Source organism: Streptomyces sp. NPDC029044, assembly GCF_040637495.1.
GTDB lineage: Bacteria > Actinomycetota > Actinomycetes > Streptomycetales > Streptomycetaceae > Streptomyces.
In genome coordinates this window covers 1-22441 of record NZ_JBEZWN010000056.1, presented here as the reverse complement: position 1 = coordinate 22441, position 22441 = coordinate 1, and the positions used below count along the sequence as shown (strand labels likewise).

The window sequence follows — 22441 nt, the reverse complement described above, 5'->3', positions numbered from 1 at the left end:
TCCACAGGCGCGAGCATTCGTCGTACAAATCCGGCGGCCGGTGGGAGCGGCGGCACCGAACCGTCCCGGAGTCGGGACTTCCCCGAGTGCAGCGGGTAACGTCGGGGCGTGCCCGCCGACCCACTGCACCGCGCCGGAACCGCACAGCGCAGCACGACGAGCCAGCCGCCGAGCGGCTCGGGGGCGAGCGCGATCGAGGTCCGCAGGAGCGCCCGCCGACGCAGAACGGTCTCCGCGTACCGCGAGGGCGATCGCACCGTGGTGCTCATCCCCGCCCGGATGTCCGAGGCGGAGGAGCAGCGCTGGGTGAACGTCATGCTCGACAAGCTCGCCGCCCAGGAGAGCAAGCGGGCCCTCGGCGACGCCGAGCTCGCCGAGCGCGCCCGGCGTCTTTCGGACCAGTACTTCGAGGGGCGGGCCCGGCCCGCGTCGGTGCGCTGGGTGACCAACCAGAACACGCGCTGGGGGTCCTGCACCCCCTCCGAGGGCAGCATCCGTCTGTCCCATCGCCTCCAGGGCATGCCCGAGTACGTCGTCGACTACGTCCTCCTCCACGAACTCGCCCATCTGCTCGTTCCCGGACACGGGCCTCGCTTCTGGGAACTCCTGGATGCCTATCCGCGCACGGAGCGGGCCCGGGGATACCTCGAAGGCGTGGTAGCCGCCGAGCGGTTGCCCCATGTGCCCGGTGCCCGGGGCGAGAGCCCCGTGGGGTGACCGACCGCTTTCCGCGAGCGAACAGCCGATACGGCTGTGCGGGCGTTGTGTACCGGCTCTGTACCGACCTCGTCCGGTGTCCGAGTTTGCCGTTAGCCTGGCGCGACGCACTCACGCTCTGGATGGGGGACGGTCGTTACGCATGGCCAGGGAATTCCAACGCGGCCACAAGGCCAGGATCAGTGACCTCACCGCGGGCACGGATCTGTACGTAGGCGTACAGATCGCCGGCCCCGGGCTGAGCTTCGACATCAGCTGCTTCGGCCTCGACGCCGACGAACGGCTTTCGGACGACCGGTACTTCGTCTTCTTCAACCAGCCGAAGTCCCCCGAGGAGTCCATTCAGCTCCTGGGCGCCCAGGCGGGCGACACGGAGTCGTTCCGGGTGACGCTCGACCGGATCCCGTCGCAGATCCAGAAGCTGTCCTTCACGGCGACCATCGACGGCGCCGGGCAGATGTCGCAGATCGCCTCCGGCTACATCCGGATCGTCGCGGGCGGCGAGGAGGTGGCGCGCTACTCCTTCAACGGCTCGGAGTTCTCCACCGAACGGGCCGTGATGCTGGGCGATTTCTACCTCAAGGACGTCTGGCGGTTCGCCGCAGTCGGACAGGGCTTCGACGGCGGCCTGGACGCGCTGCTGAAGAACTTCGGCGGCGAGGTGGCCGAGGAGGAGGCGCCCGCGCCCGCCCCGCAGCAGCCGCAGGCCGGCGCGGCCCCGGGCTTCGCGCCGCCCGCGTTCGGTGTCCCCGGAACCACGGAACCCGCCCCGGCGGCCCCTCCGGCTCCCGCGCCCCAGCCCGCCGCGCAGGGTTTCGCGCCCCCGCCCGGCCCCACCCCGCCTCCGGCTCCGGCCCCGGCGCCCGCGCCGCAGGTGCACGCCGCCCCGACCATCGTCGCGCCCCTGAACACCCCGCCCGGCGGCTCCCCGGTGCCGCCCCCGGCACCCGCGCCGTACGGCCAGCCGGGCCAGCAGCCACCGCCGTACGGCCAAGTCCCCGGCCAGACGGCCCCGCCGCCTCCCGGTTACGGCCAGCCCCAGGCGCCCCATGCCCCGGCCCCGCCGCCCGGTTACGGCCAGCCGACGCCGCCCCCGGGTTACGGCCAGCAGGCGCCGCCGTTCGGACAGGCTCCCTACGGAGCCCCGCAGGGTGTACCTCACGGAGCCCCGCAGGGCGCCCCCCAGGGTCCCGGTGTGTCCGCAGCGCTCCAGCAGTTCAAGGAGACCCCGACCGGGCAGCGCTGGACGCAGCAGAACAAGAAGCTCGTCCGCGTCGACCTCGGCATCGGCGGACAGCCTGTGCTGGCCCGGCAGGGCAGCATGGTGCTGTACCAGGGCAAGGTCGACTTCAGCTACAAGGGCGCCGGCTTCTCCGGCCGCATCGTGGGCAACGCGACCGGCCAGGAGATGCAGCTGATGCGCTGCACGGGCCAGGGCCAGGTGTTCCTCGCCGAGAACTCGACCATGCTGCACCCCCTCGAACTTCAGGGCGACGCGGTCTGCGTCTCCGCCGAGAACGTCCTCGCGTTCGACGAGAGCCTCCAGTACGAGGTCCGCCGCATCGAGGGCCACGGCATCCCCGGCGGCGCGCTGTTCACCATGCAGTTCCAGGGCACCGGCACGATCGTCGTGAAAACGCACGGCACGCCCGTGGTGCTGCCCGTCACGCCCACCACGTTCGCCGACTGCAACGCCGTGGTCGCCTGGTCGGCCGCCGCCCAGGTCGTCGTCTCCAGCCAGGTGCGGATGCGCCGCAACGCCTACCCGGGCGACACCGGCGAGAGCGTCAACCTCCAGTTCCGGGGAGCGCCCGGCAACTTCATCGTCGTCCAGCCGTACGAGGTCTGAGGGAGCCCGTCATGACACAGCAGCTCGCGGGCCATGCCCCCGCACCCGTCACCGCCCGCATGGAGAACCACGGCAACCACATGCTGAAGGTCGCCATGCAGACCGGGAACGACCTCCTCGCGCGCGTGGGGTCGATGGTCGCCTACGAAGGGTTCGTGCAGTACGAGCCCAACCCGCCGGCCGTGCGCCAGATCGCCAAGGACTGGCTCACCGGCGAGGGCGCGCCCCTGATGAAGTGCTCCGGCGACGGCCTGCTCTACCTCGCCGACTACGGGGCGAACGTCGTCGTCATCAACCTCAACGGCGACGGCATCTCCGTCAACGCCACCAACCTGCTCGCCTTCGACGCCCACCTGACGTGGGGCGTGGAGCGGGTCAAGGGCCTGGCGAAGTTCGCCGGGCAGGGCCTGTGGAACACCAAGATCTCCGGGCAGGGCTGGGTCGCTCTGACCTCCCGGGGCAAGCCCATCGTCGTCGACTGCGGAGGCGGCGAGGACGAGACGTACGTCGACCCCGACGCGCTCGTCGCCTGGTCCCCGAACCTCAAGGTGAAGGGCAAGCGCAGCTTCCGGGCCCAGTCGCTGATCGGCCGCGGCAGCGGCGAGGCCTACCAGATGGCCTTCTCCGGTCAGGGCATCGTCGTCGTCCAGCCCAGCGAGGACAGCACCGACCGTCTCCGGGTCCGGGGCTGAGGGGGAGCCACACGTCATGCAGAGCCCGATTTTCGCCTACAACGAGCAGCAGACCCAGGAGCGCTGGAGTCTGCAGAACAAGCAGATGCTGCGCGTCGCCCTGGAGGGCCACGACGACATCCTGGCCCGCAAGGGCACCATGGTCGCCTACCAGGGCCTCGTCGAGTTCGACGCCGAGTACCAGAGCAACGACCAGTCACGCGCGCGTGCGCACACCGGTGAGGGGCTCGACCTGATGCGCTGCCACGGGCAGGGCACGGTCTACCTCGCCAACCTCAAGCAGCACGTGCACGTGATGGAGGTGGACCAGGACGGCCTCACCGTCGACAGCAGCTATGTGCTGGCGATGGACTCCTCCCTGCACCACGAGGTCATCGCCGTGGACAGCCTGTACGGCATCTCCGGCTCCGGGAAGTACCAGCTCAACATCTCGGGCCGGGGCAAGGTCGCCCTGATGACCTCCGGGATGCCGCTGCTGCTCCAGGTGACGCCCGACAAGTACGTCAACTGTGACGCCGACGCGATCGTCGCCTGGTCGACCGGCCTGCGCGTGCAGATGCAGGCCCAGACGCATTCCTCCGGGGTGTGGCGGCGCCGCGGCAGTACCGGCGAGGGCTGGGAACTCAGCTTCATGGGCACCGGCTTCGCGCTCGTCCAGCCGAGCGAGTTGCTGCCGCCGCAGGGCGCGCAGATCGGCTCGGGCCTGGCCGCGCAGTACGGCATGGGCCAGCAGGGGGCGCGCGGGCAGAACCAGGGCAACGTCTGGAGCTGAGCGCTCCGCGGGTTCGGCCGGCGGGCTCATGGGGGTGGGGCCGGTTCTCGCCTGCGGGCCGTGGGGGGCTGGTCGCGCAGTTCCCCGCGCCCCTGACGGGCGCAGCCTGCCGTCGGGACTCGAAGTAAGGGGCGGCCGCCACAGCGGTCGCCCCTTACACGTTCTCAGGCCGCGAGCCTCGCCCGCGTGGACTCCAGCAGCCGTATCACCGACGCGTCGGCCACGTCCGCCACCTCGTCGTACCCGAACCAGCGCACGTCCAGGGACTCGTCGCTGATCGTGTGCGCGGCGTCCGGCGGTGCCAGGGCCGCGTACTGGACGTCGAAGTGGCAGTGGCACGGCGGCGGGATGGGATGCCGGTCCAAGCGCACCGGGCCACCGGGCAACAAGGAGAGCCCCGGCACGCCGGACTCCTCCGTGGCCTCACGCAGGGCCGCGTCCGCGAGGGAGGCGTCACCAGGCTCGCAGTGGCCGCCCATCTGCAACCACATCTGAAGCTTCTTGTGGAGAGTCAGCAGTACCCGGCCGCCCTCGGGGTCGATCACCAGCGCGCTCGCCGTGATGTGCCCCGCGTGGCAGGCCTTCCACAAACCGTCCGGGTGCTCCGCCAGATGGTCGAGATACGCCTGGCGGAGATCCGGCTGGTCCTCGTACCCCTTGAGCACGAGGACCGCATCGTCGTACAGGCTCACCCGGCGTCGTCGCCCTTGTTCTCGTCCTTGCCCTCGTCCTTCTTCTTGAGGTCGGGCTTGTCCGCCGCTTCGCCGAGCATCTTGTCCAGCTCGGAGAAATCGATCTGCTCGCGGTGCACGAAACCGTCCGGGTCGTCCAGGTCGGACGCCGTCGGCAGCATGTCCGGGTGGTGCCACAGGTCGTCCCGGCCGTCGACACCGCGGGCGTCCGTGAGGGAGGCCCACAGACGGGAGGCGTCCCGCAGGCGGCGCGGGCGCAGCTCCAGGCCGATCAGCGTGGCGAACGTCTGCTCGGCCGGCCCGCCCGAGGCGCGACGACGGCGCAGTGTCTCGCGCAGGGCGTCGGCGGACGCCAGGCGGGGTTTCGCGGCGGCGTGGACCACCGCGTCCACCCAGCCCTCCACGAGCGCCAGAGCCGTCTCCAGACGGGCCAGGGCGGCCTTCTGCTCGGGCGTGTCCTCCGGCTGGAACATGCCCTGCTGGAGGGCTTCCTGCAATTGCTCCGGGTTCTGCGGGTCGAACTGGCCGACCACGTCCTCCAGCTTGGCGGTGTCGACCTTGATCCCGCGCGCGTAGCCGTCGACCGCGCCGTACAGATGCGAGCGCAGCCACGGCACGTGCGCGAAGAGGCGCTGGTGGGCGGCCTCGCGCAGGGCGAGGTACAGCCGCACCTCCTCCTGGGGGACGCTCAGGTCCTTCCCGAACGTCTCGATGTTCACCGGCAGCAGGGCGGCCTTGCCGGCCGGGCCGAGCGGCAGGCCGATGTCGGACGAGCCGACGACCTCGCCGGCGAGCACGCCGACGGCCTGGCCGATCTGCGTGCCGAACATGGCGCCGCCCATCGAGCGCATCATGCCGATCAGCGGGCCGGCCATGGCCTGCATCTCCTCTGGCAGGACGTCGCCCATGGCGTTGCCGACGCGCTCGGCGACCGGGTCGACGAGCTCCTTCCAGGCGGGCAGGGTGGCCTCGACCCACTCCGCGCGGCTCCAGGCCACCGCGGAGGCGGCGCCGGAGGGCAGGGAGGTGGCATCGTCGAGCCACAGGTCGGCCAGGCGGACGGCTTCCTCGACGCCCTTGCGGTCGGCGGGGCCGACGCTGGCGTCCTTGGTGCCGTCAGGACTGCCCTGGGAGACCGTCTGGCGGGCGATCTGCTTGGCCATGTCCCAGTTCACCGGGCCGCCCTCGTAGGAGAGCATCTGGCCCAGCTGCTGGAACGCGGCGCCCAGGTCGGTGGGGTTCAGCGACCCGAACATGGCTGCGAACGGATTGTCCGCACCGGGGCCCCCGGGGCCGCCAGGGCCTCCGCCGAAGCCACCGGCTCCGGGCAGGCCGCCGAAACCGAACGGGTTGGCCGGTCCCTGACCACCACCGCTCTGCTGGTCCTTCTTCTTGCCCTCGTCGCCGTCGTCCGGCTCCTCCGGCGGAAGGCCGAATCCGAATGGGGTGTCACTCACGGGATTCCTCGGCTGGTAGGGCCGCCGGTTCTTTCCGGCGGCACGGCTGCCCGACAACACCACCCAGCGTAGACACCTGGGGCGGATCGGGCCTCGGTGCTTCGCCGACTGACGGCCTGCGGCAGGATGGATGCCACCTGGTACGCACGCGTCGGACGCGCTCGTACTGAAGACAACCGCTGGAGACGCCCGGTGAGTTCCCCAGATCCGCAGGTTCGCGCAGCGCGAAACCAGTCAACCAGTTCCGCGAGTCCCGCGGCACGTGGACCCGTCGTCGCGGTCACCGGCGCCGCGTACGGCGTAGGAGCCCTGCTCACCGAGCAGCTCGCCGCGTCCGACGAGGTCAAGCAGGTCGTGGCCATCGACGAACGGCGCGGCGAGTGCGCCGCGGCACAGTGGCACATCCTGGACGTACGGGACCCTGCCATCGCGGACAAACTGCGCGGCGCCGACGTGGTGGTGCACCTCGCACTGGATCTCGATCTGGAAACCGACGCGGCTGCCCGAACGGCCTACAACGTACGGGGGACGCAGACCGTCCTGACGGCCGCCGCGGCGGCCGGAGTGCACCGGGTCGTGCTCTGCACCTCGGCGATGGTCTACGGGGCGCTGCCCGACAACGAGCTTCCGCTGTCCGAGGACGCCGAGCTGCGCGCCACGGCCGAGGCGACCGGCGTCGGCGACCTGCTGGAGATCGAACGGCTGGCGAGGCGCGCGCCCCGGGCGCACCCGGGGCTCAACGTCACCGTGGTACGGCCCGCCGTGCTGGTGGGCGGAGGCACGGACACCGCGCTGACCAGGTACTTCGAGTCTCCCCGGCTCCTCGTCGTCGCCGGGTCGCGGCCCGCGTGGCAGTTCTGTCACGCCGAGGACCTGTGCAGCGCGCTGGAGTACGCCGTCCTGGAGAAGGTCGACGGCGAGCTGACCGTCGGGTGCGACGGCTGGCTGGAGCAGGAGGAGGTCGAGGAGCTCAGCGGGATCAGACGGATGGAGCTGCCGTCGGCGGTCGCGCTGGGCGCGGCGGCGCGGCTGCACCGGATCGGGCTGACGCCGTCCCCGGCCGGGGACCTGGCGTACACGATGTACCCCTGGGTGGTGAGCGGCAGCCGGCTGCACGACGCCGGGTGGCGGCCGCGGTACACCAACGAGGAGGTGCTGGCGGAACTCCTGGAGGAGGTCGCCGGCCGGCACACGGTCGCCGGGCGGCGGCTGGGCCGCAAGGACGCGACGGCCGCGGGTGCCGCGGGCGCGACCGTGGCGCTGCTGGGTGCGGCCGCGGTGGTACGGCGGGCACGGAAGGCCCGGCGGCGGATCTGAGGAGCCCGCTGCCGGAAACGCCGAAGAGGACTCCCCCTGTAGGAGACTCCAAACGCGTACGCGCGCGTGCCGGTCGATGGTTCTATTCCGCGCCATCGGTCGCGTGCGGCACGATGGGGGCATGGCAACCACGAACGATCACCCCGGTGAGCAGGCAGCGCAGGATCCGGTCAAGCTGATCGGGATCCGGGACTCGGCCCTCTCCCTGGACGAGGTGTTCCGGGCCGTCGGGGACGACGCGGCCGGGGGCACGGCGCTCTTCGTGGGAACCGTGCGGAACCACGACGGGGGTGCCGACGTCGAGGAGCTGGGGTATTCGTGCCATCCCAGCGCCGAGGCGGAGATGCGGCGGATCGCCGAGAAGGTCGCCGCCGAGTTCCCGGTGCGGGCGCTGGCGGCCGTGCACCGCGTGGGGGACCTCAGGGTCGGGGACCTGGCCGTGGTCGTCGCGGTCTCCTGCCCGCACCGTGGGGAGGCCTTCGAGGCCTGCCGCAAGCTGATCGACGACCTCAAGCACGAAGTGCCCATCTGGAAGCACCAGAAGTTCTCGGACGGTACGGAGGAGTGGGTCGGCGCCTGCTGATCCGGCGAGCCGCCTTCCGGTTGCGTAACCGCACCCCTGGCATGAGCGTTGTCACTGCGGATCGTTAATCTGCTGATCAGTCAGTTGCGGACGTTCAAAGGGGTTGGAGGTCGGCATGGCGGCGCTCGCCTGGTTGCTGATTCCGCTTGTGGCTGCCATCGGCGCGGGGCTTTGGGGCAGTTGGGCCAACCGGACCCGCAGGGTCCGTAACGACGGCCCGGAGCTCACCGGCTACGCCCGCTTCCGCGAGGCCATGGAGAAGCCCCGGCCGGGTGCCTGACGGTCGGGAAACAGCAGGTCACAGGCGTCTGTGAGCCCAGGGCCGCCCCGGACGGGCGGCCCTGACGGTGCGCTGACAGGACCGTCCCGTACTGTCGAGTCATGCCACGCCGCACCGCGACGATGCTCGCCTCCACCCTGATGCTGATCGCGCTCCTGTGCGCGGGAGTGTTCATCCCCGTGCCCTACGCGGAGATGTCCCCGGGGCCGACGGTGAACACGCTGGGGGATCACGACGGTGAGCCGGTGCTCCAGATCGCGGGGAAGAAGACCTACGCGACCAGTGGCCACCTGAACATGACCACGGTCCGGGTCACGAGTGCCGACTACCGGATGAACCTGGTCGAAGCCGTCTACGGCTGGCTCGCACACGACAACAAGGTCGTGCCGCACGAGACGCTCTATCCGGACGGCAAGACCGAGGAGCAGTCCACCCAGGAGAACGCCGAGGAGTTCAGCCAGTCCCAGGAGAGCGCCAAGGTCGCCGCCCTGAAGCAGCTGGACGTTCCGGTGAAGTCCTGGGTGATCGTCTCGACCGTCGTCAAGGGCTCCCCGGCCCAGGGCAAGCTGCACGCGGGGGACGTGATCAAGGCCGTCGACGGTACGGCGGTGAAGGAGCCGAACGACGTCGCGAAGCTCGTCACCAAGCACAAGCCGGGACAGGACGTCCGCTTCACGATCGTGCCGGCCAAGGAGCAGGCCGCAGCCGAGAAGGAGAAGCGGACGCCGACCAGGACGCAGGACATCAGCATGACCACCACGACGTCCGACGACACCGGTGAGAAGCGCGCCATCGTCGGGATCTCCGCGGGCACCGACCACACGTTCCCGTTCACCATCGACATCAAGCTCGCCGACGTCGGCGGGCCGAGCGCCGGGCTGATGTTCGCTCTCGGCATCTACGACAAGCTCACCCCGGGGAGCCTGACCGGCGGCAGGTTCGTGGCGGGCACCGGCACGATCGACGACGCCGGCAAGGTCGGGCCGATCGGCGGCATCGAGATGAAGACCGTCGGCGCGCGGGCCAAGGGCGCTCAGTACTTCCTGACGCCCGCCGACAACTGCGCGGCCGCCGCCAAGGACACCCCCGAGGGCCTCACTCTCATCAAGGTGGGCACCATCAAGGACGCCCTCGGCGCCCTCAAGGACATCCGCAGCGGCGACACCGCGGATCTGCCGGAGTGCGGTAAGTAGAGCGGGAACCAGGGCCCGGCGCGCCGGGCCCCACGTCCTCGGGGCTACTCCTCGAACGTCGCCGCCAGCGCCTCCGCCAGCCCCGGGACCAGGTCGGAGCCGGTCAGGACCTCGGTGGGGGAGTCCTTCTCGCGCAGCCGCAGGGCCGACTCACGCGTGCCGTCGCGCAGGACCGCGACCGTCATGCGGACCTCCTGGCGGTCCGGGTGGTCCGCCACCCACTTCGTGAGCGCGGCCTCGCTCAGACCCTTCGGCACCTGGGCCTCCGCGGACGGCGGCAGCATCAGGCGCTCCACCGCGAGGGCGCAGCCGGCCACCGCGTCGGGCCAGGCGATGGTGGCGAGGAACTCGTCGAGCGGCTTGCCCGTTGGAACTTCGTCCTGCTCGATCGGGGTGAGGCCGGAGTTCTCCGACTCCTCGCCCAGACCGAGCCGGTCCGCGAGTGAGGGTTGTTCGGCCCGCAGTCGTGCGGTGTCGACGAGGGCGAAGAGGCGGGCCGGCTGGTCCCAGCCGAGGCCGGAGACGTACTCGTCGATCTCGAGTACGGCCCGGGTGAGCGGGTTCGCAGCCATGGGAGTGTTGGACATGGTCACAATCCTGCCTCGTTCCCGGCCGGAATCGGGAACCGAGTAAACGGTGAGTAAGTTGCATAGGTGGGGGCCCACGATCACGGGGGCCACGCACGGTCCGTGAAGACGCGGGCCTGACGAATCAACAGCGAACTTCGAGGTGCGCACCTTGGCTTTCCAGATGCCGGACCGCGGCGGAGGCCCTTCGGGGCCGCGGATCAGAGTGGGCCGCCCGTCCCGGCGTGTCCGGACCCTGCTCATGACGCTGGGCGTCCTGGCCGTCCTCGGCATGGCGTTCACCATGTTCGCGGGCTTTTGGACGGACTGGCTCTGGTACCGCTCGGTGGACTACTCCTCGGTCTTCACCACCACGCTGTGGACCAAGATCGGGCTCTTCTTCGTCTTCGGCCTGCTCATGGCCCTCGCCGTCGGGTTCAACATCTGGCTGGCGCACCGGCTGCGGCCGCCGCTGAGCGCCATGTCGATGGAGCAGCAGAACCTCGACCGCTACCGGATGGGCATCGCGCCCTACAAGAAGTGGCTGCTGTTCGGGATCACCGCCCTGGTGGGCCTGATCGCCGGTGCCTCCGCCTCCGGCCAGTGGCGGACGTGGCTGATGTGGGTCAACGGCGTGCCCTTCGGTGAGAAGGACCCCCAGTTCAAGCTGGACGTCGCCTTCTACGCCTTCGACCTGCCCTGGTACCGGTTCCTGCTCGGCTTCGGCTTCGCCGCGGCGATCCTGTCCGTGATCGCCGCCGCGCTCACCCACTATCTCTACGGCGGGCTGCGCGTCACGAGCCCGGGCGCCCGCGCCACGGCGGCGGCCACCGGGCACCTGTCGGTGCTCATCGGCATCTTCGTGGCCCTCAAGGCGGTCGCGTACTGGCTCGACCGGTACGGACTCGCGGTGAAGTCCAGCGACTTCCGGGCGACCGACAACTGGACGGGCCTGCGGTACGTCGACGCCAACGCCTACCTGCCGGCCAAGACGATCCTGTTCTGCATCGCCGTCATCTGCGCGCTGCTGTTCTTCGCCACCATCTGGCGGCGGACCTGGCAGCTGCCCGTGATCGGCTTCGGCCTGATGGTGCTCTCCGCGATCCTCATCGGCGGCCTGTACCCGGCGATCGTGCAGAAGTTCCAGGTCCAGCCGAACGAGCAGGCCAAGGAAGCGCCGTACGTCGAGAAGAACCTCGAAGCGACGCGCAAGGCCTACGGCATCGACGGCACCAAGGTCACCGACTACTCGGGCACCAGCAAGACCGAGGACAAGACCACGCTGCGCGACGACGTTCCCTCCACGGCCAGCATCCGGATCATGGACCCGAACATCGTCTCGCCGACGTTCCAGCAGCTCCAGCAGATCAGGAATTACTACGCGTTCCCGAACAACCTGGACGTCGACCGCTACGCCAAGGACGGCAAGGACCAGGACACCGTCATCGGTCTGCGCGAGATCAACCTCGCGGGCATCCCGAAGAAGAACTGGATCAACAACCACTTCCGTTACACCCACGGATACGGAGTGGTCGCCGCCGAGGGCACCAGCGCCGACGCCCAGGGCCGTCCGAACTTCACGGAGTCCGACCTGCCCTCCGAGGGCGACCTCGGCACGTACGAGCAGCGGATCTACTACGGGGAGAAGACCGACACGTACTCGATCGTCGGCGGTCCCCAGAAGGAGATCGACTACTCCGACGACAACGGCGAGAAGACCACCAGCTACAAGGGCGACAGCGGGGTCAACCTCTCCAACCCGGTCAACCGGGCCGCCTACGCGGTGGCGTTCGGAGAGCCGCAGATCCTGTACTCCGGTGCCATCGGCGACGGTTCGAGGATCCTGTACAACCGCACGCCCAAGGAGCGCGTCGAGGCGGTCGCCCCCTGGCTGACCATCGACGGCGACGCCTACCCGGCGGTCGTGGACGGCCGGATCCAGTGGATCGTCGACGCGTACACGACGACGAACGGCTACCCGTACTCCTCGCGCACGACGCTCGGTGACACCACGGCCGACTCGCTGACCGCCACCAACGACAACCGCGCGGTGGTGGCCCAGCAGAACCAGGTCAACTACATCCGCAACTCGGTGAAGGCGACCGTCGACGCCTACACGGGCAAGGTCAAGCTCTTCCAGTGGGACACCAAGGACCCCGTCCTGAAGACCTGGATGAAGGCCTTCCCGAACACGGTGGAGCCCAAGAGCGACATCTCCAAGTCGCTGATGGACCACCTGCGCTACCCCCAGGACCTGTTCAAGGTCCAGCGGGAGCTGCTCACCCGCTACCACGTGAAGGACGCCACGACGTTCCTCAGCGGCAGCGAGGTGTGGCAGGTGCCCGACGACCCGACGAACCGGTCGGGCAGCGCGGTGCCGCCGTACTACCTGAGCATGAAGATGCCCGACCAGAAGGCGCAGGCGTTCTCGCTGACGACGACCTTCACGCCCAACGGCCGGGACAACCTCAGCGCGTTCATGGCGGTCGACGCCGAGGCGGGCACCGGTGACTACGGCAAGATCAGAATCCTGAAGCTGCCGACGAACACCACGGTCAACGGACCCAAGCAGGTCCAGAGCCAGTTCAACTCCCAAGAGGACATCGCCGAGTCCATCAGGCTCCTGAGAGGCGGCGACTCCGAGGTCGAGTACGGCAACCTGCTGACGGTGCCGCTCGACGGGGGACTGCTCTACGTGGAGCCGGTCTACGTCCGCGGCGGCGGTCTGAAGTACCCGCTGCTGCGCAAGGTGCTGGTCACCTACGGAGGCCAGACCGCCTTCGAGAACACCCTTGACGAGGCCCTCAACAAGGTCTTCGGAGCGGACGGCCCGGCCACCGAGCCACCGGACGAGGGTGACACGACGACACCGCCGCCGACGTCCGACAACCCGACGGTCCAACAGGCCCTCCAGGACGCCCAGAAGGCGTTCGACGCCGGCCAGGAGGCCCTGAAGAAGAACGACTGGGAGGCGTACGGCAAGGCGCAGAAGGACCTCGAGGACGCCCTGCGGCGGGCCGAGGACGCGCAGGCCGAGGCGAGCCGGGCGGGCGGTTCCGGGGGCGGCGAGAGCAAGCCCGGCGGGAAGCCGAGCGGCAGCCCGAGTCCGAAGCCGAGCAGTTAGGGCCCTGGCCTGGTCAAATGCCCATCCCGCGCCGTGATACGGTTGTGAACACAACGGCGCGGGGTGGAGCAGCTCGGTAGCTCGCTGGGCTCATAACCCAGAGGTCGCAGGTTCAAATCCTGTCCCCGCTACTGAAGTCGCGATGTCCGAGTGACGGAGCGGCCACGAAGGCCCGGATTCCACAAAGGAATCCGGGCCTTCGTGATGTGTGAACGCATGTGCTGGCGCAGGGCGTGGCCGCGCCGCCGGGGGGAGTTGGGCAATCTGTGTTTGACTTGTCTCTCTGTGGGCATGTCGACAAAACGCTGAAGTGACCTCACTGGCTGCGGTATACCAGGTGTACCCAGGTTGCAGGTGGTGCGACGATGGACGTTATGGGGGACAAGGCAACTCTGTTCGAGACAGGGCGTTTTGTGCAGCCTTCCAGCCGGGAGGACACCGAGACCCCGGACGAGACCGGGGAGATCGCCGACGAGGCGGCCGAGGAGCTGCGCCAGCGGCTCGCCGCCGAGGCCGGCGACGTCGAGGCGATGAGTGTCCTCGGGGCCATGCTGCTGCGCCGTGGTGACCTCGACGGTGCCGAGCCTCATCTGCGTGCCGCCACCGCCGCGGGCGACCGGGCGGCCGCCAACAACCTGGGAGTTCTCCTCCATCAGCGGGGGTACGCCGACGAGGCCGCCGGATGGTGGCGGATCGCCGCCGTCGCCGGATCCACGGCGGCCGCGCACGCCCTGGGCCGGCACCACCGTGAGCGCGGCGACGAACCCGCCGCCGAGTACTGGCTGCGCCAGTCCGCCGAACAGGGGCACACGCTGGGCGCGTACGCGCTGGCCGATCTGCTGGAGCACCGCGGCGACGCCGGGGCCGAGCGGTGGATGCGGGTCGCGGCCGAGCGCGGCCACCGGGAGGCGGCGTACCGGCTGGCGCGGGCGCTGGACCGGAACACGGCGCGGGAAGCCGACGGCGACAACGGTGTCCAGGTGCCGGAGGAGGCCGAGCAGTGGTACCGGCAGGCCGCCGCGCGCGGCCACCGGCGGGCCGCCCTGCACCTCGGGACGATCCTGGAGCGGCGCGGCGAGCTCAAGGAAGCCGGACGCTGGTATCTGACGTCCGCCAAGGACGGCGAAGCGCGTGCCGCCTGTGCGCTCGGCTTCCTGCTGCGCGACGCGGGCGACACCGAGAACGCCGCCGTGTGGTGGCTGCGGGCCGCGCAGGACGGCGACGGCAACGCGGCGAACGCGCTGGGCGCGCTGCACGCCGAGCGGGGCGAGACCCAGACCGCCGAGCGGTGGTACCGGGCCGCGATGGACGCGGGCGACGTGAACGGCGCCTACAACCTCGGCCTGCTCTGCGCCGAGCAGGGGCGCACGCCGCAGGCCGAGCAGTGGTACCGCCGGGCTGCCTACGCCGGGCACCGGGAGGCCGCGAACGCGCTGGCGATCCTGCTGCTGCGGGGCGGCGACGAGACGGGCGCGGAGCCGTGGTTCTCCAAGGCCGCGGAGGCCGGGAGCGTCGACGCCGCCTTCAACCTCGGCATCCTGCATGCCGGGCGGGGTGAGGAGCAGGCGGCGCTGGGCTGGTACGAGCGGGCTGCCGCCGCCGGGCACACCGAGGCGGCGCTCCAGGTCGGTATGGCGCGGCTGCGGGGCGGCGACGAGCAGGAGGCCGAGCAGCATCTGCGGTGTGCGGCCGGGGGCGGGAGCGCCGAGGCCGCGTACCGGCTGGCGACGGTGCTCGACGCCCGGCGCCCGCCGGAGCCCGCGCACGAGCTCGGGGAGCCCGTGCACCGGCGGAGCGAGTGCGAGGAGTGGTACGAGCGAGCGGCGCACCAGGGGCACCGGCGCGCGCAGGTGCGGGTCGGCATGCTGGCGGCCGCCCGGGGCGATGTCGCCGAGGCGGCCCGGTGGTACCGGGAAGCGGCCGAGGCCGGGTCCCGCAACGGCGCGTTCAATCTCGGGCTGCTGCTGGCCCGGGAGGGGAGCGAGCCCGAGGCTGCCGTGTGGTGGAAGCGGGCCGCCGACGCCGGTCACGGGCGGGCGGCGTTGCGGCTGGCCCTGGTCTACGCGCGTCGGGGTGAGCTGACGGAAGGGCAGCGCTGGGCCGACCGGGCCGTGTCACTGGGACCGGCGTCCGTCGCCGAGCGGGCGGAGCGGCTGAGGGACGCGTTGCGGCAGGAGCTCTCCGCGTGAGGTTGTGCGGGTGCCGGGGTGCGGCCGGGCAATGGATTTGCATCCGCCCTCCGCGGTGACGTAACGTTGCATTCACCGACGCGGGGTGGAGCAGCTCGGTAGCTCGCTGGGCTCATAACCCAGAGGTCGCAGGTTCAAATCCTGTCCCCGCTACTGAAGGCCGAGGGCCGGAATCCGAAAGGGTTCCGGCCCTCGGTGTATCCAGCGGCGTTATGCGGCATGGCAGCAGAGAGCCCCGGCACCCATCGGTGCCGGGGCTCTCGCGCGTTCGTGCGGGCTAGGCGGCGGCCGCGCAGTTCGGGCAGACGCCGCGGTAGGTCACCTCGACGTCCGAGACCGTGAAGCCGAAGCGCTCGGTGTCGGGGAGGTCCGCCAGCGGGTTGCCGACCGGGTGGACGTCCCGGATCGCGCCGCACTGGGCGCAGACCAGGTGGTGGTGCGGCTGGTGGGCGTTCGGGTCGTACCGCTTGGCGCGCTGGTCGGTGGAAACCTCCAGCACCTCGCCCAGGGTCACGAGCTCGCCCAGCGTGTTGTAAACGGTCGCTCGGGAGATCTCGGGCAGCTTGGCGACGGCCCGGGCATGGACCTCGTCGGCCGTCAGATGGACGTGCTCGCCGTCGAGGACCTCGGCCACGACGCGCCGCTGCGCGGTCATCCGCCATCCGCGTCCGCGCAGGCGTTCCAGAAGGTCACTCATGGCCACCAGCCTAACAGCTAAGTGGACCAGGTCCCGAACTTGTGTGAGATTAGAGCCTCGCTTGCTTTAGACAACGTCTATTGTAGGATCGCGAACGGCTTTGGCCAGGGGACAGGACTGGTCGGGAATGGTGCAGGAGGCGCACGTGACGCAGGGACCGCTTACGACGGAGGCCGGGGCTCCGGTCGCCGACAACCAGAACAGCGAGACCGCGGGCGTCGGTGGCCCGGTGCTCGTCCAGGACCAGCTCCTGTTGGAGAAGCTGGCCCACTTCAACCGTGAGCGCATCCCGGAGCGCGTGGTGCACGCCCGCGGCGCCGGGGCGTACGGCACCTTCACGGTGACCGCCGATGTCACCCCGTACACGCGGGCCGCCTTCCTCTCCGGGATCGGCAAGCAGACCGAGGTGTTCCTGCGCTTCTCGACGGTGGCCGGCAACCTGGGCGCGGCGGACGCGGTGCGCGATCCGCGTGGCTTCGCGCTGAAGTTCTACACCGAGGAGGGCAACTACGACCTCGTCGGCAACAACACCCCGGTGTTCTTCATCAAGGACGCCATCAAGTTCCCGGACTTCATCCACACCCAGAAGCGCGATCCGTACACCGGCTCGACCGAGGCGGACAACGTCTGGGACTTCTGGAGCCTGTCGCCCGAGTCCACGCACCAGGTGACGTGGCTGTTCGGCGACCGGGGCATCCCCGCGTCGTACCGCCACATGGACGGCTTCGGCTCGCACACCTTCCAGTGGAGCAACGCGGCCGGCGAGGCCTTCTGGGTGAAGTACCACTTCAAGACCGACCAGGGCATCGAGAACCTGACGGCCGAGGCGGCGGCCCGGCTCGCGGGTGAGGACCCCGACTCCCACCAGCGCGACCTGCGCGAGGCCATCGAGCGCGGCGAGTACCCGACCTGGACGGTCGGGGTGCAGATCATGCCGGTGGCCGAGGCGGCGACCTACCGCTTCAACCCGTTCGACCTGACCAAGGTCTGGCCGCACGCGGACTACCCGGTCGTCGAGATCGGCAAGCTGGAGCTCAACCGCAACCCGGAGAACGTCTTCGCCGAGGTCGAGCAGTCGATCTTCAGCCCCGCCCACTTCGTGCCGGGCATCGGACCCTCCCCGGACAAGATGCTCCAGGGCCGCCTCTTCGCCTACGGCGACGCCCACCGCTACCGCGTCGGCATCAACGCCGACCACCTGCCGGTGAACCGCCCGCACGCCACCGTGGCGCGCACCAACTCCCGTGACGGGTACCTCTACGACGGCCGTCACGCCGGTGCGAAGAACTACGAGCCGAACAGCTTCGGCGGCCCGTTCCAGACGGACCGTCCGCTGTGGTCCGCCACGGCCGTGAGCGGCGCGACGGGTGCCCACCCGGCCCCGGTCCACGCGGAGGACGACGACTTCGTCCAGGCGGGCAACCTCTACCGGCTCATGTCGGAGGACGAGAAGGAGCGCCTGGTCGCCAACCTGGCGGGCTTCATCGCCAAGGTCTCGCGCGACGACATCGCCGAGCGCGCGATCGACAACTTCCGTCGGGCCGACGGAGACTACGGCAAGCGGCTGGAGGCCGCGGTCCAGGCCCTGCGCGGCTGAACTCCAGCACTGGACCGCTTGCGGTAGTGGACGGGCCGGGTCCCCTCGCGGGGGCCCGGCCCGTTCGTGCTGCTACGCGGGGACCTGCTGCCGTGCCGGTGCCCAGCAGCGGATGATGTCGCGGACCGAGACGATGCCGGCGGGTTCGCCGCCGTCCAGCACGATGAGGTGCCGGAAACCGCCGTGTGCCATGGCTCCCGCCGCCTCCTCCAGCGTCCAGGACGGAGCGGCGAACACGACGTTGTTGGTGGTGTGGGCGTGGGCGCGTTCCGTGTCCGGGTCCTGGCCCAGGCCCACGGAGTTGAGGATGTCGCGTTCGGTGAGGATGCCGATGCCGCCTGCGTCGGGGTCGTGGACCACCGCCGCTCCCACCCTGCGCGCGGACATCAACGCTGCGGCCTGGCGCAGGGTGTGGGTCGGTCCGATGGTGAGGACGACAGTGCTCATGGCGTCACGGACGAGCATGGATGGAACCACCTCCCGGGAGTGCCCCCGCCGTTTGTTCAGCGTTTCACAAGTTCACAAGTGGGGGGACTCTCATAGTGGCAGGCAAAGGGAGGGTCAACAAGAGGGCGCTCGGTAACAACGAGGGGAGCTCAGTAGCGCTGGTTGAGATCGGCCTGCCCGGCGGCGGCGTGTATCAGCGCCCCGGCCGCGCCATGACCTGCGTGGCTGTAGTTAATCGTCGGTCGTTGCTGGGCGGTGGAGGCCCCCCTAAACGGACCACAGGCGGCGTCGAAGGAGTCGTTCTGTACTGCTGGACGCCGGCGAGAGCGTCAAGGCACTTACGCGGCGTTGAGCCTTAAAGCTGTCACCAAGGCTGTTGGAGAGCGCTGCGCCAATGGCAGGGGTGTGTGGCTGGCGTAGGAGAGGTGAGGGAGACGGGTCGACCACTCTCTCCCCTCGTCGCCGGTCGGTGCCAGCGGTCGTAATCGCGCAATGTGGCTGTCTGGTCAGTACAGTTGGCCATCAATGGTGGTTCTGAAGCGGCGCTTCTGAGGAAAGCGTTCTTGCTCCGGGTCAAGGAAGTCAATCAAGTCCATCAAGGCCACTTGCAGGTCTACCAGGCGCGGGTGTCGTCCTGGAATCACGGCAAGTTCGGCGATGCTGTCGGACAGGCGCGCGAACCAGGCGGAGAACTCTGGGTCCGATTTCATCCTTGCGGAGAACTCTGCGTACCCCATGCAGCTTTCTTCGCCATCTCTCATGACAAGCTCTCCGATGGCTCTCTGGTTGCTGCGAAGCAAATGGAAGTGCCGATCTGGGTAGCTGTCGCTGTTCAGAACCGTGCCAATGTGGGTAAGCAGTGCTACAACCTGGCGATTTGCCTGTTGGTTGCCGAGATCAAGAAAATAGATGCGGCGCCTGAGGATCTCGACCCATCCGAGGTACTCGGCCAGCACATGCAGAGTGCTGCGGATTGCGTACTGGCGGTCATGCGGGTCGGTGAAGTAGATTCGAAGAAATCCTCCATGGGCAATATTGAAGAGGCGAGACTGGAAATCGAAGGCAGCCCAGAGCAGCGGGTCGCGAAAGCGACTCATGGCGTCCTGTCGCTCCAATGCGCGATGATACTCAGCCTCTTGTCTTTCCAGGTCGCTTGCGAGAAGTGAATTCCTTCTATTCGCCTGAGAGCTGTAGGCCGCGCTCACCAGGGCGACAGCCCCGGAAACGGTCGCCACGATCAGCTCCGTGTTCATGTAATTACACCGTGCTGAGCCGATAGAAAGTGGGAGATTCCGTTCATCAAGACCCGTGAATACCCCAGGTGGTCATGAGTGTAAACAGGCTCTACGCCGAACGTAGTACTCCGGCCTCCGGCTGCCATTCACGCGCCGCTAGCGCTGTGACCGTCGGTCGACGGTCACCCTGTCATTCCGTGCCGACGCTGACGACGGCCCCATGACGGCCCAGCGGGCAGGCGCGCAGGCCAAGCCGTAAGCGCCCTCAGTAGCGCTGGTTCAAGTACCCCAGCAGCTCGTCGTGGAGCAGTCCGTTCGACGCTGCCGCGTTGCCGCTGTGGGGGCCCGGGCGGGCGTCGAGGCCGGTGAAGGTGCCGCCGGCCTCCGTGACGACGATGGCGGTGGCGGCCATGTCCCACAGGGACAGCTCCGGCTCGGCGCACATGTCGACGGAACCCTCCGCGACCATCATGTACGGCCAGAAGTCGCCGTACGCGCGCGTGCGCCACACCTCGCGGGTCAGGTCCAGGAAGCCGTCCAGGCGGCCCTGCTCCTCCCAGCCGCTCAGCGAGGAGTAGGCGAAGGAGGCGTCGGAGAGCTGGGAGACCTGGGAGACCTGTAGCCGGGAGGCCTTGGTGAGGCTGCGGCCGGAGAACGCGCCGTGGCCCTTCGCGGCCCACCAGCGGCGGCCGAGGGCGGGGGCGGAGACGACGCCGACCACGGGCTGGAAGCCGCCCTCACCGGCCTCCATCAGGGAGATGAGCGTGGCCCACACGGGCACGCCGCGTACGTAGTTCTTGGTGCCGTCGATCGGGTCGATCACCCAGCGGCGGGGGCCGGTGCCCTCGACGCCGTACTCCTCGCCGAGGATCGCGTCCCGGGGGCGGGCGCGCCCGAGGTGGCCGCGGATGAGTTCCTCCGCGGCCTTGTCCGCCTCGCTCACCGGGGTCATGTCCGGTTTGGTCTCGACCTTGAGGTCGAGGGCCTTGAACCGGTCCGTCGTCGCGGCGTCGGCGGCGTCGGCGAGGACGTGGGCGAGACGCAGGTCGTCGAGGTAGTCGGGCATGCAACGAACCTATCTGCCGAGGTGGGGCTGGGGCTACAGGGGGTTGGCGGGGCCGGGGGCGCCGGAGGCCCTACAGGGGGTTGGCGGGGCCGGGGGCGCCGGAGGCCGTACCGGGCTTGCTGTGCAGGATGTCGCGCGCCTGCTCCGCGGCACGGGCGGTGCTCTCGGAGACGAAGTCGAGAAAACGGGCGATGTTCTCCAGGCGGGCGGCGGCCGGGGAGCCCGGGCCGAGGACGCCCACGCCCTGCCGTGCAATCCCCACGACCTGGGCGATGGACCGGGCGCTGGCCATCATCGACTGGTACCAGACGTCGTCGTCGACGACGTAGCGCTCCCGGCGTCCTTCGTCCGCTTCCCGGCGGACCAGCCCCTGGCTGTCGAGGAACGCCACCGCCTTGGACACGGACGCCGGGCTGACCTGGAGCCGTTGGGCGAGTTCGGCAGCGGTGAGGCTGCCCGAGTCGGTCAGGCAGAGGCAGGCCATCACCCGGGACATCATCTTGGGCATGCCCGACCCCATCAGGACGGTGGTGAACGTCTCCTCGTACTCGCGTACGGCCTCGGCGTCCCGCCCGTCGGCCTGCGGGGGCGTCTTCGGATCCCGGGGTGCGGTCTGCCTGCGGCGCTGGGTGCGGTGTTCCGTGGCGCGATGGGCCAGGTCGGCGCGGTAGGCCGTGGGGCCGCCGTTGCGCATGACCTCGCGCGTGACCGTCGAGGTCGGGCGGTCGAGACGCCGGGCGATCTCCGCGTAGGCGAGGCCGTCGGCCAGTCCCAGTGCGATCTGCTGGCGTTCCTGCTGAGTGAGCCTGCCTCCCGGCATCGCGGCCTCCTTAGTGGTGCGTGATGTCCGCAGCCTAGCGTTCATCTTCATGTCATTGCAACGACAGTGAGGGGCGTTGTTGCGTTAGGCGGCATGGTCATTGCAATGATTCTGCCGCCTTGAGCTGCGTATTTGTCCGTCGAGTGCAACAAGCTTGTTGCCGGATCTGTGAATGCAACGTAGCTTTTCCATCGTTGGAAACAGCGGATCGAAGGAGAGCACGATGCAGAAGTTCGACAGCCCCGCCCCCGTCTCGGCCGTCCTCGACATCCCCGCCGGGCGCATCCGGTTCATCGCGGCCGACCGGGTCGACACCACGGTCGAGGTCCTGCCCGCGGACGCCGCCAAGAGCCGCGACGTGCAGGCCGCGGAGCAGGTCGAGGTGGCTTATGGCGACGGCGTCCTGCGGATCGAGGCCCGGGCGGCGAAGAACCGGATCCTCGGCCACTCCGGCTCCGTCGAGGTGACGGTGCAGCTGCCCGCCGGCTCCAGTGTGGAGGCGAAGGCGGCCGCCGCCGAACTCCGGGGCGTCGGACGGCTCGGCGACGTCGCCTTCGAGGCGGCGCAGGGCTCGGTCAAGCTCGACGAGACCGGCGGCGCCCGCCTCACCCTGCTCGCCGGCGACATCTCGGTCGGCCGCCTGGGCGGCCCCGCGCAGATCAGCACCCAGAAGGGGGACCTCGGCGTCGCCGAGGCCGTGGGCGGCGTGGTCGCGCTGCGCACCGAGCAGGGCGACATCTCGGTCGGTGCGGCCCGCGGCATCTCCGCCTCCCTGGACGCCGGCACCGGCTACGGCCGGATCCACAACAGCCTCATGAACGCCGACGGCGCCGCCGCCGGACTGACCATCCACGCGACCACCGCCTACGGCGACATCACCGCCCGCAGCGTGTAGAGATCCCGAGCCTCTCCGAAGGAGCACCCCTCATGACCGATCTGGCCATCGCGGCACACGGGCTGCGGAAGAGCTATGGCGACAAGACCGTCCTCGACGGCGTCGACCTGGCCGTTCCGGAGGGAAGGATCTTCTCCCTGCTCGGCCCGAACGGCGCGGGCAAGACCACCGCCGTCAAGATCCTCTCCACTCTGATCACCGCCGACGCCGGCGTGCTGCGGGTCGGCGGACACGACCTCACCACCGACCCGCA

Annotated in this window: 21 protein-coding genes and 2 tRNA genes; 15 read left to right on the top strand and 8 right to left on the bottom strand. The window is 69.8% G+C overall.

The features are described 5' to 3' along the window. Positions 1-108 precede the first annotated feature (108 nt). The 4 genes from AB0E85_RS31335 to AB0E85_RS31320 all read left to right on the top strand — a co-directional run bounded on the left by AB0E85_RS31335 (position 109) and on the right by AB0E85_RS31320 (position 4030). A complete protein-coding gene (locus AB0E85_RS31335) occupies positions 109-717 on the top strand; it encodes a M48 family metallopeptidase (protein WP_361934244.1) in 609 nt (202 codons plus the stop codon). Positions 718-859: 142 nt separating this feature from the next. Then, complete coding sequence (locus AB0E85_RS31330; protein WP_361934241.1) at positions 860-2566, top strand: TerD family protein; 1707 nt, start codon at positions 860-862, stop codon at positions 2564-2566. Between the two features lie 11 nt (positions 2567-2577). After that, positions 2578-3258 carry an AIM24 family protein gene (locus AB0E85_RS31325; RefSeq protein ID WP_030854889.1) on the top strand — a complete coding sequence of 227 codons (681 nt, stop codon included), beginning with the start codon at positions 2578-2580 and terminating at the stop codon, positions 3256-3258. A 16-nt stretch (positions 3259-3274) separates the two neighbouring features. Beyond that, complete coding sequence (locus tag AB0E85_RS31320; protein WP_361934238.1) at positions 3275-4030, top strand: AIM24 family protein; 756 nt, start codon at positions 3275-3277, stop codon at positions 4028-4030. A 164-nt stretch (positions 4031-4194) separates the two neighbouring features. Here the strand turns inward: AB0E85_RS31320 and AB0E85_RS31315 are convergent, their stop codons facing one another. Continuing rightward, positions 4195-4722, bottom strand: a complete 528-nt coding sequence (locus AB0E85_RS31315) for an NUDIX hydrolase (protein WP_361934235.1) — start codon at positions 4720-4722, stop codon at positions 4195-4197. Further along, positions 4719-6179, bottom strand: a complete 1461-nt coding sequence (locus tag AB0E85_RS31310; protein ID WP_361934232.1) for a zinc-dependent metalloprotease — start codon at positions 6177-6179, stop codon at positions 4719-4721. Before AB0E85_RS31310 ends, AB0E85_RS31315 begins: the two co-directional genes overlap by 4 nt. A 192-nt stretch (positions 6180-6371) precedes the next feature. Here AB0E85_RS31310 and AB0E85_RS31305 point away from each other — a divergent pair, with 192 nt between their 5' ends. From AB0E85_RS31305 to AB0E85_RS31290, 4 genes are all read left to right on the top strand, one after another. Further along, positions 6372-7496 (top strand): SDR family oxidoreductase, encoded by a 1125-nt coding sequence (locus tag AB0E85_RS31305; protein WP_361934229.1) that lies wholly within the window; start codon positions 6372-6374, stop codon positions 7494-7496. 121 nt (positions 7497-7617) lie between these two features. Continuing rightward, the gene (locus AB0E85_RS31300; protein WP_033313890.1) at positions 7618-8079 is read left to right on the top strand and encodes a molybdenum cofactor biosynthesis protein MoaE; all 462 of its coding nucleotides are present in this window, start codon (positions 7618-7620) and stop codon (positions 8077-8079) included. Positions 8080-8194: 115 nt separating this feature from the next. Beyond that, positions 8195-8359: a hypothetical protein gene (locus AB0E85_RS31295; RefSeq protein WP_329326833.1), complete on the top strand. Its 165-nt coding sequence runs from the start codon at positions 8195-8197 to the stop codon at positions 8357-8359. 101 nt (positions 8360-8460) lie between these two features. Further along, a complete protein-coding gene (locus AB0E85_RS31290) occupies positions 8461-9552 on the top strand; it encodes a PDZ domain-containing protein (RefSeq protein WP_361934224.1) in 1092 nt (363 codons plus the stop codon). A 44-nt stretch (positions 9553-9596) separates the two neighbouring features. Here the strand turns inward: AB0E85_RS31290 and AB0E85_RS31285 are convergent, their stop codons facing one another. Next, positions 9597-10139: a PPA1309 family protein gene (locus tag AB0E85_RS31285; RefSeq protein ID WP_361934220.1), complete on the bottom strand. Its 543-nt coding sequence runs from the start codon at positions 10137-10139 to the stop codon at positions 9597-9599. 163 nt (positions 10140-10302) lie between these two features. Between AB0E85_RS31285 and AB0E85_RS31280 the strand changes: the two genes are divergently transcribed. From AB0E85_RS31280 to AB0E85_RS31265, 4 genes are all read left to right on the top strand, one after another. After that, on the top strand, positions 10303-13242 hold the full coding sequence (locus tag AB0E85_RS31280; RefSeq protein ID WP_361934298.1) for a UPF0182 family protein: 2940 nt from the start codon (positions 10303-10305) through the stop codon (positions 13240-13242). Positions 13243-13299: 57 nt separating this feature from the next. After that, positions 13300-13373: transfer RNA gene (locus AB0E85_RS31275), tRNA-Met, on the top strand. Positions 13374-13607: 234 nt separating this feature from the next. Next, complete coding sequence (locus tag AB0E85_RS31270; RefSeq protein ID WP_361934217.1) at positions 13608-15431, top strand: tetratricopeptide repeat protein; 1824 nt, start codon at positions 13608-13610, stop codon at positions 15429-15431. Positions 15432-15510: 79 nt separating this feature from the next. Further along, a tRNA-Met gene (locus AB0E85_RS31265) sits at positions 15511-15584 on the top strand. A 124-nt stretch (positions 15585-15708) separates the two neighbouring features. Here the strand turns inward: AB0E85_RS31265 and AB0E85_RS31260 are convergent. Further along, positions 15709-16128 carry a Fur family transcriptional regulator gene (locus AB0E85_RS31260; protein WP_361934214.1) on the bottom strand — a complete coding sequence of 140 codons (420 nt, stop codon included), beginning with the start codon at positions 16126-16128 and terminating at the stop codon, positions 15709-15711. 145 nt (positions 16129-16273) lie between these two features. On the opposite strand from AB0E85_RS31260, the gene AB0E85_RS31255 reads away from it, so the two are divergent. Beyond that, positions 16274-17725, top strand: a complete 1452-nt coding sequence (locus AB0E85_RS31255) for a catalase (protein ID WP_361934211.1) — start codon at positions 16274-16276, stop codon at positions 17723-17725. A gap of 72 nt (positions 17726-17797) precedes the next feature. On the opposite strand, the gene AB0E85_RS31250 is transcribed toward AB0E85_RS31255, so the two are convergent. From AB0E85_RS31250 to AB0E85_RS31235, 4 genes are all read right to left on the bottom strand, one after another. After that, positions 17798-18190, bottom strand: coding sequence for a CBS domain-containing protein (locus tag AB0E85_RS31250; RefSeq protein ID WP_361934208.1), 393 nt, complete (start codon positions 18188-18190; stop codon positions 17798-17800). A 488-nt stretch (positions 18191-18678) separates the two neighbouring features. Beyond that, on the bottom strand, positions 18679-19425 hold the full coding sequence (locus AB0E85_RS31245; protein WP_361934205.1) for a hypothetical protein: 747 nt from the start codon (positions 19423-19425) through the stop codon (positions 18679-18681). 247 nt (positions 19426-19672) lie between these two features. Further along, positions 19673-20473, bottom strand: a complete 801-nt coding sequence (gene hisN, locus AB0E85_RS31240; RefSeq protein ID WP_361934202.1) for a histidinol-phosphatase — start codon at positions 20471-20473, stop codon at positions 19673-19675. A gap of 70 nt (positions 20474-20543) precedes the next feature. After that, positions 20544-21293, bottom strand: a complete 750-nt coding sequence (locus tag AB0E85_RS31235; RefSeq protein ID WP_361934199.1) for a helix-turn-helix domain-containing protein — start codon at positions 21291-21293, stop codon at positions 20544-20546. 223 nt (positions 21294-21516) lie between these two features. Between AB0E85_RS31235 and AB0E85_RS31230 the strand changes: the two genes are divergently transcribed. Together AB0E85_RS31230 and AB0E85_RS31225 are read left to right on the top strand one after the other, a co-directional pair. Continuing rightward, positions 21517-22188 (top strand): DUF4097 family beta strand repeat-containing protein, encoded by a 672-nt coding sequence (locus tag AB0E85_RS31230; protein ID WP_361934196.1) that lies wholly within the window; start codon positions 21517-21519, stop codon positions 22186-22188. Positions 22189-22220: 32 nt separating this feature from the next. Next, positions 22221-22441, top strand: a 221-nt coding sequence (locus tag AB0E85_RS31225; protein ID WP_361934192.1) for an ATP-binding cassette domain-containing protein, incomplete at its 3' end; no start/stop codon positions are given.

Bases quoted from the DNA above. Each gene is read 5' to 3' on its own strand.
- AB0E85_RS31280 (WP_361934298.1), top strand. From the start codon at position 10,303: ATGCCGGACCGCGGCGGAGGCCCTTCGGGGCCGCGGATCAGAGTGGGC.
- AB0E85_RS31245 (WP_361934205.1), bottom strand. From the start codon at position 19,425: ATGAACACGGAGCTGATCGTGGCGACCGTTTCCGGGGCTGTCGCCCTG.
- hisN (WP_361934202.1), bottom strand. From the start codon at position 20,473: ATGCCCGACTACCTCGACGACCTGCGTCTCGCCCACGTCCTCGCCGAC.
- AB0E85_RS31320 (WP_361934238.1), top strand. From the start codon at position 3,275: ATGCAGAGCCCGATTTTCGCCTACAACGAGCAGCAGACCCAGGAGCGC.
- AB0E85_RS31290 (WP_361934224.1), top strand. From the start codon at position 8,461: ATGCCACGCCGCACCGCGACGATGCTCGCCTCCACCCTGATGCTGATC.
- AB0E85_RS31325 (WP_030854889.1), top strand. From the start codon at position 2,578: ATGACACAGCAGCTCGCGGGCCATGCCCCCGCACCCGTCACCGCCCGC.
- AB0E85_RS31295 (WP_329326833.1), top strand. From the start codon at position 8,195: ATGGCGGCGCTCGCCTGGTTGCTGATTCCGCTTGTGGCTGCCATCGGC.
- AB0E85_RS31330 (WP_361934241.1), top strand. From the start codon at position 860: ATGGCCAGGGAATTCCAACGCGGCCACAAGGCCAGGATCAGTGACCTC.
- AB0E85_RS31300 (WP_033313890.1), top strand. From the start codon at position 7,618: ATGGCAACCACGAACGATCACCCCGGTGAGCAGGCAGCGCAGGATCCG.
- AB0E85_RS31285 (WP_361934220.1), bottom strand. From the start codon at position 10,139: ATGTCCAACACTCCCATGGCTGCGAACCCGCTCACCCGGGCCGTACTC.
- AB0E85_RS31260 (WP_361934214.1), bottom strand. From the start codon at position 16,128: ATGAGTGACCTTCTGGAACGCCTGCGCGGACGCGGATGGCGGATGACC.
- AB0E85_RS31270 (WP_361934217.1), top strand. From the start codon at position 13,608: ATGGACGTTATGGGGGACAAGGCAACTCTGTTCGAGACAGGGCGTTTT.
- AB0E85_RS31235 (WP_361934199.1), bottom strand. From the start codon at position 21,293: ATGCCGGGAGGCAGGCTCACTCAGCAGGAACGCCAGCAGATCGCACTG.
- AB0E85_RS31250 (WP_361934208.1), bottom strand. From the start codon at position 18,190: ATGCTCGTCCGTGACGCCATGAGCACTGTCGTCCTCACCATCGGACCG.
- AB0E85_RS31230 (WP_361934196.1), top strand. From the start codon at position 21,517: ATGCAGAAGTTCGACAGCCCCGCCCCCGTCTCGGCCGTCCTCGACATC.